Origin of the sequence: Bacillus mycoides, from assembly GCF_001757995.1 — a bacterium.
In the GTDB taxonomy this organism is placed as follows: Bacteria; Bacillota; Bacilli; order Bacillales; family Bacillaceae_G; genus Bacillus_A; species Bacillus_A mycoides_B.
Window position 1 is genome coordinate 170,057 of record NZ_LXLV01000062.1, and the last position, 12,631, is coordinate 182,687.

The 12,631-nt window shown below is 37.9% G+C and carries 12 protein-coding genes; all 12 read right to left on the reverse strand.

What is annotated here, in order from left to right; translation table 11 throughout:
• Nucleotides 1-20: 20 nt before the first annotated feature.
• Nucleotides 21-1,412: an ATP-dependent protease ATPase subunit HslU gene (gene hslU / locus BWGOE10_RS19180; protein ID WP_070144584.1), complete on the reverse strand. Its 1,392-nt coding sequence runs from the start codon at nt 1,410-1,412 to the stop codon at nt 21-23.
• 22 nt (nt 1,413-1,434) lie between these two features.
• Entirely contained in the window at nt 1,435-1,977 is a 543-nt protein-coding gene (gene hslV / locus BWGOE10_RS19185) for an ATP-dependent protease proteolytic subunit HslV (RefSeq protein WP_070144585.1), read from the reverse strand.
• 42 nt (nt 1,978-2,019) lie between these two features.
• Nucleotides 2,020-2,919 (reverse strand): tyrosine recombinase XerC, encoded by a 900-nt coding sequence (xerC, locus tag BWGOE10_RS19190; protein WP_081338190.1) that lies wholly within the window; start codon nt 2,917-2,919, stop codon nt 2,020-2,022.
• A 71-nt stretch (nt 2,920-2,990) separates the two neighbouring features.
• Nucleotides 2,991-4,295, reverse strand: coding sequence for an FADH(2)-oxidizing methylenetetrahydrofolate--tRNA-(uracil(54)-C(5))-methyltransferase TrmFO (gene trmFO / locus BWGOE10_RS19195; protein ID WP_002066796.1), 1,305 nt, complete (start codon nt 4,293-4,295; stop codon nt 2,991-2,993).
• Nucleotides 4,296-4,343: 48 nt separating this feature from the next.
• Nucleotides 4,344-6,422 (reverse strand): type I DNA topoisomerase, encoded by a 2,079-nt coding sequence (gene topA / locus BWGOE10_RS19200; RefSeq protein ID WP_070144587.1) that lies wholly within the window; start codon nt 6,420-6,422, stop codon nt 4,344-4,346.
• Between the two features lie 144 nt (nt 6,423-6,566).
• Nucleotides 6,567-7,436, reverse strand: a complete 870-nt coding sequence (gene dprA, locus BWGOE10_RS19205; RefSeq protein ID WP_070144588.1) for a DNA-processing protein DprA — start codon at nt 7,434-7,436, stop codon at nt 6,567-6,569.
• An 88-nt stretch (nt 7,437-7,524) separates the two neighbouring features.
• Nucleotides 7,525-8,427, reverse strand: a complete 903-nt coding sequence (sucD, locus tag BWGOE10_RS19210) for a succinate--CoA ligase subunit alpha (protein WP_070144589.1) — start codon at nt 8,425-8,427, stop codon at nt 7,525-7,527.
• A 19-nt stretch (nt 8,428-8,446) separates the two neighbouring features.
• On the reverse strand, nt 8,447-9,607 hold the full coding sequence (gene sucC / locus BWGOE10_RS19215; RefSeq protein WP_002014529.1) for an ADP-forming succinate--CoA ligase subunit beta: 1,161 nt from the start codon (nt 9,605-9,607) through the stop codon (nt 8,447-8,449).
• A 193-nt stretch (nt 9,608-9,800) separates the two neighbouring features.
• Nucleotides 9,801-10,574, reverse strand: coding sequence for a ribonuclease HII (locus tag BWGOE10_RS19220; RefSeq protein WP_070144590.1), 774 nt, complete (start codon nt 10,572-10,574; stop codon nt 9,801-9,803).
• A 55-nt stretch (nt 10,575-10,629) separates the two neighbouring features.
• A complete protein-coding gene (gene ylqF / locus BWGOE10_RS19225; RefSeq protein WP_070144591.1) occupies nt 10,630-11,520 on the reverse strand; it encodes a ribosome biogenesis GTPase YlqF in 891 nt (296 codons plus the stop codon).
• A 20-nt stretch (nt 11,521-11,540) separates the two neighbouring features.
• The gene (gene lepB / locus BWGOE10_RS19230) at nt 11,541-12,092 is read right to left on the reverse strand and encodes a signal peptidase I (RefSeq protein WP_002066791.1); all 552 of its coding nucleotides are present in this window, start codon (nt 12,090-12,092) and stop codon (nt 11,541-11,543) included.
• A gap of 100 nt (nt 12,093-12,192) precedes the next feature.
• The gene (gene rplS, locus BWGOE10_RS19235; RefSeq protein WP_002014524.1) at nt 12,193-12,537 is read right to left on the reverse strand and encodes a 50S ribosomal protein L19; all 345 of its coding nucleotides are present in this window, start codon (nt 12,535-12,537) and stop codon (nt 12,193-12,195) included.
• Between the last annotated feature and the right edge of the window lie 94 nt (nt 12,538-12,631).

Below are 12,631 nucleotides of genomic sequence, written 5' to 3' on the forward strand. Positions count from 1 at the left end.
CGAGTCACCTGATGACACTATTACAAAATAAACTGGCTCACATCTTTATTTTTAGCTATTGTCGCTAATTTTTCCTCAACATATTGAGGTGTTATCGTTATTTTCTCTAACGTAATTTCAGATGCCTCAAACGATAAATCTTCAAGGAGCTTCTCCATAATAGTATGAAGTCTTCTCGCTCCAATATTATCTGTATCCTGATTAACTTGATAAGCAATCTCAGCAATCTTACGAATAGCTTCGTCTGAAAATTCAATTTCTATACCTTCAGTCGCTAATAACGCCATGTACTGTTTAATTAGCGCATTGTCAGGCTCGATTAATATTTTAACAAAATCATCCGCCGATAATTTTGTTAATTCTACTCGAATCGGAAATCTCCCTTGCAATTCCGGAATTAAATCCGACGGTTTAGACATATGGAACGCTCCAGCTGCAACAAATAAAATATAATCCGTTTTTACTGATCCGTATTTCGTTGCAACATTCGATCCTTCTACAATCGGTAAAATGTCACGTTGCACACCTTCACGCGATACATCTACGCTATTCGACTGCTTACCAGCAATTTTGTCAATTTCATCGATAAAAATAATCCCGAGCTGTTCAGCACGATAAACAGCCTCTTGTGTAACTTCATCCATATCAATTAAGCGCTGTGCCTCTTCATTTGTCAAGAGTTTTCTTGCTTCTTTTACAGAAAGTTTACGTTTTTTCGTTTTTTTCGGCATGATACTTCCTAGTGCATCTTGGAAATTCATTCCCATTTGCTCCATGCCAGTTCCTTGCAACATATCAAACATAGAAGACTGTTGTTCCGTCACTTCGATCGATACCACTTCATCTTCAAGAAGGCCTGCCTCAAGCTTTCTTTCCACATCTTGACGTTTCTTTTCGATTTCATCATCTTCCTGTGCATCAGATGTTTGGTTTGAATTTTGAGTACCACCAAAAAGCATTTCTAATGGATTTTTAAATCCAGATTGTTTCTCCGGACTAGGCACTAAAATTTCAACAAGACGTTGATTCGCTTGCTCTTCTGCTTTATCTTGAACTTTAACTACCATTTCCTCTTTCACGATACGAACGGACGTTTCAACAAGGTCGCGGACCATCGACTCTACATCTCGACCCACATATCCAACTTCTGTAAATTTCGTCGCTTCAACCTTAATAAAAGGTGCTCCAACGAGTTTCGCCATCCGCCGTGCTACCTCTGTTTTACCAACACCTGTCGGTCCAATCATTAAAATGTTTTTAGGTGCAATTTCATCACGTAAATTTTCAACTAATTTACTGCGACGGTATCGATTTCGTAGAGCTACAGCAACCGCTTTCTTTGCATCTTTTTGACCGATGATGTATTGATCTAATTTTTCCACAATTTGACGCGGAGTAAAATGTAAATGCATATAAAATGCCTCCCTTACGATTCTACAATTCTTCAACAATTATGTTGTGGTTCGTATAAACACAAATATCGCCTGCAATTTCTAAACTGGCCTTCGCAATTTGTTTCGCTGTTAATTGTTCACTTGCATGTTGCTTTAAAGCACGACCAGCAGCAAGCGCATAATGTCCACCTGAACCAATTGCTAAAATACCATCATCTGGCTCAATTACTTCTCCTGTACCTGAAACAAGGAGCATCGTTGTTTTATCCATGACAATGAGCATTGCTTCTAGCTGACGTAGCATTTTATCACCACGCCATTGTTTCGCCATCTCAACTGCAGCGCGCTGCAAGTTGCCATTATACTCTTCTAATTTTCCTTCAAACATTTCAAAAAGAGTAAATGCATCAGCAACTGAGCCTGCAAAACCAGCTAAAACTTTCCCCTGGAAAAGTTTGCGAACTTTGCGAGCTGTATGTTTCATTACAACAGCATTCCCCATCGTTACCTGACCATCTCCAGCCATTGCACATTCTCCATTATGATGAACTGCAAATATCGTTGTAGCGTGGAAATTTCCCATAGAAAAAACTCCTTTATATGTTTTTATAGCTTTAAAAGCAATTTATGCCCGCGGGTGATGCTTCATGTACACAGAACGCAATCTTTCTTTAGAGACATGCGTATAAATTTGTGTCGTCGACAAATTCTCATGACCTAATAGCTCCTGCACAGTACGTAAATCCGCTCCTTCATCCAACATATGTGTAGCAAATGTATGCCTTAACATATGGGGACTTATCCGCATTGTAAGTGAAGCTTTCTTAATGAGTTCGTTCAACACATAACGTACACCCTGATCTGTTAACGGCTTACCTTTCGCATTTAAAAATACCATATGAGATTGTTCTTCAGTCTTTTGAGCTAACTGTTTTCTCCCGTTCTCTATATAAGTAATTAAAGCATCTTGCGCATAGCTTCCGAACGGAATATATCTTTGTTTTTTCCCTTTTCCCATCACTAAAATTGTTCCCACTGCAAAGTCAATGTCGGTAAGTTGCAAATTAACGCATTCGCTTACACGAATCCCAGTTGCATACATCAACTCTAATAAAGCTTGATTCCTTTGACCTAATGGCGCCCCTGTATCAGAAACTTCAAACAATTCCTCTAACTCTTCAGCATATAAAAACTTTGGGATTGACAATTCTTTCTTGGGGAGTGACGCAAGTGCAAACGGATTATCTTTTTGATAACCTTCACGCATCAAAAAACGATATAAACTTCGTAAGCTTGATACTTTCCTTGCGACAGATTTACGGGCTAACTTTTCATCGTGCAACGTCGTCAAGTATAAACGAACATCCGCGTATGTAACATCTAAAAAAGAGGATATGCCTTCTCGCTCCATAAATTGCACAAAATGTTCTAAATCATTTTGATAACTTGCAATTGTATATTTTGAATAATTTCTTTCAATTTGTAAATATCCAACGAATAATTGTAACAATTTCTTCACATTCACATCCATATAACTCACCTCAATAAAGGCTACTAAATCGTATCACAACTTAGTAGCCTTTGCAAGAAATTTAATTAAATATTTACAAAATTTTGAATTGTTTCCAAAGCGCGTGTAGCATATGCTTCATTTCGCTCTTGTTTCTTTTTAATTTTCTTCTCTAACGGTGTAAATAATCCGAAGTTTGCATTCATCGGCTGGAAGTTTTTTGCATTTGTCGCAGTAATATAATTTGCCATACTTCCCATTGCAGTTACAGGTGGTAATACAACTGGCTCTTCACCTTGTACAAGTCGAGCAGCGTTAATACCCGCTAATAACCCTGATGCTGCTGATTCAACATAACCCTCTACTCCAGTCATTTGACCAGCGAAGAATAAATCATCACGTTGTTTATATTGATATGTTGGACGAAGCAAATTAGGCGAATTAATAAACGTATTACGATGCATTACACCATAACGTACAATCTCTGCGTTTTCTAGTCCCGGAATTAGCTGTAACACTTCTTTTTGTGGCCCCCACTTTAAATGTGTTTGGAAGCCTACAATATTGTATAATGTTCCTGCTGCATCATCTTGACGTAACTGAACAACCGCATACGGTGTTTTCCCTGTTTTCGGATCTTCTAACCCAACAGGCTTCATCGGTCCAAATACTAACGTCTGTCTCCCTCTACTTGCCATAACTTCTACTGGCATACAACCTTCAAAGAAAATTTCTTTTTCAAATTCTTTTAAAGGCACTGTCTCAGCAGCAATTAAAGCCTCATAAAAGCGATCAAACTCTTCTTCTGTCATTGGACAGTTTAAATATGCCGCTTCACCTTTATCATAACGAGATTTTAAATATACTTTATTCATGTCAATGCTGTCTTTCTCAACGATTGGCGCTGCAGCATCATAGAAATAAAAATAATCTTCACCTGTTAGTTTTTTTAATTGTGCAGAAAGATCTGGAGACGTAAGTGGACCTGTCGCAATAACAGTTGGCCCCTCTGGAATTTCAGTGATTTCCTCATTCATTACAGTTACGTTCGGATGATTTTTCACATATTCAGTCACTTTCGCCGCGAATTCATGACGGTCTACAGCTAAAGCACCTCCTGCTGGTACAGAGCACTCATCAGCTGCACGAATAATGACAGAATCCATTAGGCGCATTTCTTCTTTAATAACACCAACAGCATTTGTTAATGTGTTTGCGCGAAGTGAGTTACTACATACTAATTCAGCAAATTTATCTGTATGATGAGCTGGTGTTTGCCTTACTGGTCTCATTTCATATAATTTTACTTGGACACCACGCTTTGCAATTTGGTAAGCTGCTTCGCTTCCTGCAAGACCTGCGCCAATGACGTTTACTACTTGTGTTGTCATATATATCACCTTTCCTTTTCTTCCCGAAAAAAATGTGAGCAGTTACGCTCACATTTGTTGTTCTTCTTCATAATCACACGAAATACATTGTACTTGCACGCCTTTTTTCAACTTTTTCTCTACGAGCATACCTTCACACTTCGGACATTTACGACCAATCGGCTTATCCCAAGATACAAAGTCACATTCTGGATACGTACCGCATCCGTAGAAAAGACGTTTCTTTTTATTACTACGGCGTTCAATAATTTGCCCTTTATCACACTTCGGACAAGTAACACCGATTTCTTTTACAATCGGTTTTGTATTACGACATTCCGGGAAATTTGAACAAGCCATAAACTTCCCATATTTACCCATTTTAAAGACCATCGGGTGACTACATAATTCACAGTCTTCCCCAGCTGGTTCATCTTTAATTTCCACTTCACGCATTTCTTTTTCCGCTTTTTCTAAGCGCGGTTCAAATTCTACGTAGAAATCATCAACAATTTTCACCCAATTTGCATTTCCTTCTTCTACTTCATCAAGGCTTTGCTCCATGTTGGCAGTAAATTCAATGTTAATAATTTCTGGGAAAAACTCTAAAATAAGTTCGATTACTATTCCACCAAGCTCAGTCGGAACGAAGCGTTTATTATCTAAAGCAACGTATCCTCGTTTTTGGATTGTTTCAAGTGTCGGTACATAAGTAGACGGTCTCCCAATTCCAAGCTCTTCAAGTGTCCTTACTAGACGAGCCTCTGTATAACGCGGCGGAGGCTGTGTATAATGTTGCTTCGGTTCTATATCTTTTGAAAATACAGTTTCACCTACTTCTAACGGTGGCAACATCTTATCCTTTTCTTCCGCACCATCATCTTTCGACTCTACGTACACTTTCATAAATCCTGGGAACTTTACAACTGATCCACTTGCACGGAACTGAACATTGTTATTAATGAGTCTCGCTGTAACAGTATCCATTATAGCAGATGCCATTTGACTTGCAACAAATCGCTCCCAAATCAATTTATACAAACGGAGTTGATCACGACTTAAGAAACTTTTTAGTTCCTCTGGCTTTCTCATTACCGAAGTAGGACGAATCGCCTCATGCGCATCTTGTGCTTTCGACTTTTTCGTTTCTTTCTTCTTCTCTGTTCCTATGTATTCCGCACCAAACGCCTCAGTAATGTAATCACGAGCCTCTGTTTGAGCTGTTTCTGAGATACGTGTTGAATCAGTTCTCATATACGTAATAAGACCTACAGTCCCTTGTTTTCCAAGATCTATCCCTTCGTACAGCTGCTGTGCAAGCATCATTGTTTTCTTTGCTCGCATATTTAACTTACGCGCTGCCTCTTGTTGCAAGGAAGATGTTGTAAACGGTAATGCAGGGTTACGCTTTCGCTCTTTTCGCGTTACATTTTCAACCGAAAACGCATTGTCTTTCATCTTTTCGATTATTTCGTTTACTTGTGCTTCGTTCGTTAATTGAACTTTTTCACCATCTACACCGTAAAAGCTTGCTTCAAATGTGTCTTTCCCTTTCACAAATTCTGTTTTAATTGTCCAGAATTCTTCAGGTTCAAAACTTTGAATTTCTCTTTCACGTTCGATGATTAAACGAACTGCTACAGATTGTACGCGTCCTGCACTTAATCCTTTTTTTACTTTCTTCCATAATAAAGGACTAATATTGTAGCCAACAAGACGATCGAGTATACGCCTTGCCTGTTGTGCATCTACTAAATCCATATTAATTGCACGAGGATATTTAAATGATTCTTTTATTGCATCTTTTGTAATCTCATTAAATACAACTCGGCAATCTGATGCAACGTCCACATTTAACGTATTTGCTAAATGCCAAGCAATTGCTTCTCCTTCACGATCCGGATCGGCCGCGAGATAGACTTTCTTTGCTTTTTTTGCCGCTGATTTTAAATCTTTTAAAACGGGACCCTTACCACGAATGGTAATATACTTCGGGGTGAAGTTATTCTTTACTTCTATCCCCATTTGGCTTTTAGGTAAATCGCGGACATGTCCCATGGACGCGACGACTTTGTATTTTTTCCCTAAATATTTTTCAATGGTCTTCGCCTTAGAAGGCGACTCCACGATTACGAGGTAATCTGACATGCTAGTGCCTCCTTAAGAGGTGGATTCAAGTCTTCATCAATCTTATTGATTTCTCTTGTTTTTGTCAATCAAGAATGAATATACCATACAGCGACAATCTACCATTTGTCAATAATTGTTTAATAAAAACATAAAAATATATGGTTAATTTAAAATTTCTTCAAGGATATCCTCCGCATTTCTTACTAGCTTTGCGCCTTGTTGAATTAAATGATTCGTTCCCGCTGCACTCTCAATAAATATAGGTCCAGGAAGCGCAAACACCTCTCTATTTTGTTCTAACGCAAGGTCTGCAGTAATAAGGGATCCACTTCTCGTTTTTGCTTCTACAACTAAAACACCTTTACTTATACCGCTAATAATTCGATTTCTTTTTGGGAAATACCATTTTTTCGGCGCATAATGCGGCGGATACTCTGTCAATAACAATATATAATCTTTCCACGTGTCATATAAACCTCTATTTTCCTTTGGGTACATATAAGATAATCCGTGTCCTAATATTGCAATAGTCGGGCAATGCTGCCCTACTGTAACTTCATGAGCGATTGTATCTATCCCTCTTGCAAACCCACTAACAATAAGCCATTCTTTTTCAAGTAAAGGGTGTAAAATAAACTTCATACTCTCCTCTCCATATAAAGACGGTTCTCTCGTTCCAACAATCGCTAATTTATTTACCTTGTTAAGAAAATCTCTCTCTCCCTTTCCGTATAAAACAAAAGGGGGATCTTGTATTTCCTGCAATAGTTGCGGATAATCCTCATCCCATATAGTTATATAAAATATTCGATTTTTTTCTAAATAGGATACATATTGCTTTAGATTTGAAGTTTGAAGGAAATTTACTAGTTCTGAAGATTTTTTCGGGGATATTCCAGCATAATTTTCAAATTGTTTTGGACTAAAAGTGTATATTCCCTTCAGTTCTGGATCAACATATAGTAGTCTCTCCATCGCCTTCCACTGATCCGCCAACATGTAATGAAGGTGCAATAAACGTTCTCTTTTCATCTCAATTCTCCTTACCCATAATTTTTATTATGTAAACAGAAAAAGTGTAAAAAGACACCCTCTAATAAGAAGGTGTCTTTCAAAAAGATTAATAGTTTTTACAAGTCTCAAATAATCCCTTTTCTTTTAAAACAGAGATTAATGTTTCACCCATAACAGCTGGTGTTTCCGCTACTTTAATACCACAAGCTTCCATTGTTTTAATCTTTTCAGCAGCAGTTCCTTTGCCGCCAGAAATGATCGCCCCAGCATGACCCATACGTTTGCCTTCAGGCGCAGTTTGACCACCAATGAAACCTACAACTGGTTTTGTCATATTAGCTTTTACCCATTCAGCTGCTTCTTCTTCTGCCGTACCGCCGATTTCACCAATCATAATTACAGCATGTGTTTCTTCATCTTCATTAAATGCTTTTAACGCATCAATAAAGTCTGTACCGTTAACAGGGTCCCCGCCGATACCTACAGCAGTAGATTGGCCAATACCTTCTTGTGTTAACTGATGTACAGCTTCATACGTTAATGTACCAGAGCGAGACACGATACCAACATGACCTTTTTTGTGAATATATCCTGGCATAATACCAATTTTACATTCGTCAGGTGTAATGACACCAGGGCAGTTTGGTCCAAGTAAACGTGTATGTTTACCCGCCATATATCTCTTTACTTTTACCATATCTAATACAGGGATTCCTTCAGTAATACATACTACTAAATCAATCTTTGCATCAACTGCTTCCATAATTGCATCAGCCGCAAAAGCGGGTGGAACGTATACAACTGAAGCGTTTGCGCCTGTTGCTTTCACAGCATCTTCTACTGTATCAAATACTGGTACACCTTCAATATCAGTGCCACCTTTACCTGGTGTTACACCACCTACAATTTTCGTACCGTATTCAATCATTTGCTTTGTATGGAATAACCCTTGAGAACCTGTAATACCTTGAACAATAACTTTTGTATCTTTATTAACTAATACGCTCATTTTTCTCCCCCGCTTTCTATTAGCCCACTAGTGAAACAATTTTTTGTGCACCGTCTGCCATAGATTCTGCTGCAACAATATTTAAACCAGACTCATTTAAAATTTTCTTTCCTAACTCTACGTTTGTACCTTCAAGACGTACAACTAAAGGCAACTCAAGACCTACCTGCTTCGTCGCTTCAATAACACCTTCTGCGATAACATCACACTTCATAATGCCACCAAAAATGTTAACGAAGATACCTTTTACATTTTTGTCAGAAAGGATAATTTTGAATGCTTCTGTAACTTTTTCAGCTGTTGCGCCGCCACCAACATCTAAGAAGTTAGCCGGGTCACCATGGTAATGTTTAATGATATCCATTGTAGCCATTGCTAAACCTGCACCATTAACCATACAACCGATATTTCCATCTAAAGGAATGTAGTTTAAGTCATATTTAGAAGCTTCAATTTCTTTTGAATCTTCTTCTTCAAGATCACGAAGTTCTAAAATGTCTTTATTGCGATATAACGCATTTGAATCAAAGTTTAATTTTGCATCTAACGCCATAACTTTACCGTCACCTGTTGTAACAAGTGGATTAATCTCAGCGATAGAGCAATCTTTTTCGATAAACGCACTGTATAAGCCCATCATAAACTTCACAGCTTGTCCTACAAGTTCTTTTGGAATATTGATGTTAAACGCGATTCTACGCGCTTGGAAACCTTGTAAACCTACTGCTGGATCAATATATTCTTTAAAGATTTTTTCAGGCGTTTTTTCTGCTACTTCTTCAATTTCTGTTCCACCTTCTTCAGATGCCATTAAAACAACTTGAGAAGTTGCACGATCTAATACAAGACCTACATAATATTCTTTTTTAATATCGCAACCTTCTTCGATAAGTAAGCGTTTTACTTCCTTACCTTCAGGACCTGTTTGATGCGTCACAAGTGTAGTTCCTAAAATGCTTTCTGCATATGTACGAACTTCTTCTAAATTTTTCGCAACTTTTACACCGCCAGCTTTGCCGCGTCCACCAGCGTGAATTTGCGCTTTAACTACACATACTTCCGTTCCTAATTCTTTCGCTGCTTCTACAGCTTCTTCTACTGTAAATGCAACCTTCCCGTTTGGAACGCTAACCCCATAGCTTCTAAGGACTGCCTTACCTTGGTACTCATGGATATTCATAGTCCCATCCTCCCCTGTTTTCCTGTTTTACTCAAAAAGTTTTTTAATGTTTAAAAAACATTACATTGCCATTGTATAAGATGATTGGCACGCTGTCTACAATAAAGTGTCAGAAAACTGAAATCGCTTTATTCTTTTTCGAAAATAATAATGTTTATATACCAAAATAAAAAATAAGCTGTGAATATACAGCTTATTTTTGAATCATATCTTTAATTGGCGCGAATGATTTTCGATGTTCCTCTAATACTCCATGTACTTCAATCGCTTCTAAATGCTGTTTCGTCCCATATCCCATATGTTGTTCAAATCCATATGCAGGATACTTTCCTCCTAACTCTTTCATCATGCGATCTCTCGTCACTTTCGCAATAATAGATGCAGCTGAAATAGAGACACTTTTCGTATCACCTTTAATGATTGATGTTTGCGGAATTGATGTAGGAAGCTTCATCGCATCGATTAATAAATATTCTGGTGTACATGATAAATTAGCAACTGCATCTAACATCGCTTGCTTCGTCGCTTGATAAATATTTATTTCATCAATAACTTGTGGTGATATAATTCCAACTCCAATCGCAATTGCATGCTCTTTAATTTCATCATAAAAACGCTCACGTTTCGCTTCACTTAATTTTTTCGAGTCATTTAATCCTGGAATATAAAAATCTTCCGGAAGGACGACAGCCGCCGTCACAACCGGTCCTGCTAACGGCCCACGGCCCACTTCATCAATACCAGCAATGTATGTGAGGCCTTTTTCACGTAACTCATTTTCGTACTTTGACATTTCTAGAAATTTTTCTCTTTCTTTTTGCGCTAACTCTTTTTGTTTATACCACTTCAAAATTAGTTTTTGAACACCTTTTCGCTCATCTTTCACTAACATTTGAAAACGCTCGTCTTCTTCACTCATAATTTCTTGCAGAAAACATTCCGCTTCTTGAATAGTCATTTTTTGCATCCATTTACACTCCTTTTAAACGTAACCAAAAAGAAAAGACGTACAAACGCACGTCTTATACTTCTTCTACTTTTTCCACATCTTCTACCTGCTCTGCAAACTCTTCTGGTGTTTCAAACGTCATTTTTCCAAATCTTCCACCACGAAGCTCACGAAGTATAAGCTCAGATGTTTTATCATAATCAATCATTCCGCCGCCCATTAAGCAACCTCTGTTTTTTCCAATTGCATCAAATAACTCCACAATTTCTTCTGGAATGTCATTTAAATTATATCGCTCTTTTAAACGTTCTGGATAATGTTTTTCCATAAAACGTAACGCATAAATAGCTACATCCTGTAGATTTAATATAGAATCTTTAATTGCACCCGTCGTCGCTAAACGAAGACCCACTAATTGATCTTCAAATTTAGGCCACAAAATACCTGGTGTATCTAATAATTCCATTTCTTTCCCAACTTTAATCCACTGCTGGGCCGTTGTCACACCAGGACGATCTCCTGTTTTTGCTATATTCTTCTTCGCTAATTTATTAATCAGTGTAGATTTACCAACGTTTGGAATACCTACAATTAAAGCACGAATTGCTCTTGGTCTAATGCCTTTAGCAACCATTTTATCGAATTTTTCTTTGACAAGAACTTTACAAGCTGCTGCAATTTCTTTCATACCTTGTCCAGCTTGCGCATTAATTGAAATTGCCTTTTGACCTCTTTCATCAAAATATGCAATCCACTGCTTTGTAAGACGATCATCCGCCATATCCGCTTTATTTAAAACAACAAGCCTTGGTTTATGCGTAATAATTTCATCAATCATTGGATTACGAGAAGATAAAGGTAATCGAGCATCTACAAGCTCAATTACAACATCAATTAACTTTAATTTTTCTGTTACTTGGCGTCTAGCCTTTGCCATATGTCCCGGGAACCATTGGATTACCATGTTGCCACCTTCTTTTTCTTTTATTTCACAATACGTGCATCTTTTAACGGCCAATATAGCATATTTGCTTTACCAATCACTTGGTCCATTGAAATTGTACCAATCGAACGGCTATCTTTACTAAAACGACGATTATCGCCTAAAACAAATAATTGACCTTCTGGAACAGTTTTCTTTCCTGTCATTTCTTCAAGAGTAAAATCATATGTAAGCGGTCCGTCAGCAAGTTGTTTTTTCTGCTTATCTAAATACGGCTCCTCATAAGGTTTCCCGTTAACATATAGTTTATCATTACGGTATTCGATTTCGTCGCCTGGCAGGCCAATAATACGCTTAATATAATCTTTTTCTTCCGTCGCTCGGAATACAATAATATCAAAGCGTTTCGGATCACCTATGTGATAGCCAATTTTATTAACAATCATTCGATCACGATCATGTAAAGTCGGCGACATCGATACACCATCTACGAGAATTGGGGCAAAGAAAAACTGTCTAATTACGCCCGCTAATACAACAGCAATCAAAATCGCTTTGATCCATTCCCAAAGTGAGCTCTTCTCTTTCTTCATGCTTTCCCCTCCACAGTTATGTAAGCTGCTCGTATTATACCAAAATTTCATATAGATTGGAAAAAGGGAGCTTGTGTATTTACAAGCTCCCATACATGTCTTATCGAATTTCTTTAATACGTGCTTTTTTACCGCGAAGGTTACGTAAGTAGTATAACTTAGCACGACGTACTTTACCACGGCGAAGTACTTCGATGTTCGCGATTCTTGGCGTGTGAACTGGGAATGTACGCTCAACACCTACACCGTAAGAAATCTTACGAACTGTGAATGTTTCACTGATTCCGCCACCACGACGTTTAATTACAACACCTTCGAAAAGCTGAATTCTTTCACGAGTTCCCTCAACTACTTTTACGTGTACACGTAAAGTGTCTCCAGGACGGAATGAAGGAAGGTCAGTTTTTAGTTGGCCTTTTGTGATTTCTGTGATTAATTGTTGCATATTAAATTCTCTCCTTTAAACAGATGCTCTTATAAAGTCTTATTAAATTACAGCGGAACATCGTTAATATGGCTACTGATTTCAGTAGCACAAA

Excerpts from the sequence above, each read along its gene's own strand:
- hslU (WP_070144584.1), bottom strand. The coding sequence starts at position 1,412 with ATGCATTTACATTTTACTCCGCGTCAAATTGTGGAAAAATTAGATCAA.
- hslV (WP_070144585.1), bottom strand. The coding sequence starts at position 1,977 with ATGGGAAATTTCCACGCTACAACGATATTTGCAGTTCATCATAATGGA.
- trmFO (WP_002066796.1), bottom strand. The coding sequence starts at position 4,295 with ATGACAACACAAGTAGTAAACGTCATTGGCGCAGGTCTTGCAGGAAGC.
- topA (WP_070144587.1), bottom strand. The coding sequence starts at position 6,422 with ATGTCAGATTACCTCGTAATCGTGGAGTCGCCTTCTAAGGCGAAGACC.
- dprA (WP_070144588.1), bottom strand. The coding sequence starts at position 7,436 with ATGAAAAGAGAACGTTTATTGCACCTTCATTACATGTTGGCGGATCAG.
- sucD (WP_070144589.1), bottom strand. The coding sequence starts at position 8,427 with ATGAGCGTATTAGTTAATAAAGATACAAAAGTTATTGTTCAAGGTATT.
- sucC (WP_002014529.1), bottom strand. The coding sequence starts at position 9,607 with ATGAATATCCATGAGTACCAAGGTAAGGCAGTCCTTAGAAGCTATGGG.
- BWGOE10_RS19220 (WP_070144590.1), bottom strand. The coding sequence starts at position 10,574 with ATGCAAAAAATGACTATTCAAGAAGCGGAATGTTTTCTGCAAGAAATT.
- ylqF (WP_070144591.1), bottom strand. The coding sequence starts at position 11,520 with ATGGTAATCCAATGGTTCCCGGGACATATGGCAAAGGCTAGACGCCAA.
- lepB (WP_002066791.1), bottom strand. The coding sequence starts at position 12,092 with ATGAAGAAAGAGAAGAGCTCACTTTGGGAATGGATCAAAGCGATTTTG.
- rplS (WP_002014524.1), bottom strand. The coding sequence starts at position 12,537 with ATGCAACAATTAATCACAGAAATCACAAAAGGCCAACTAAAAACTGAC.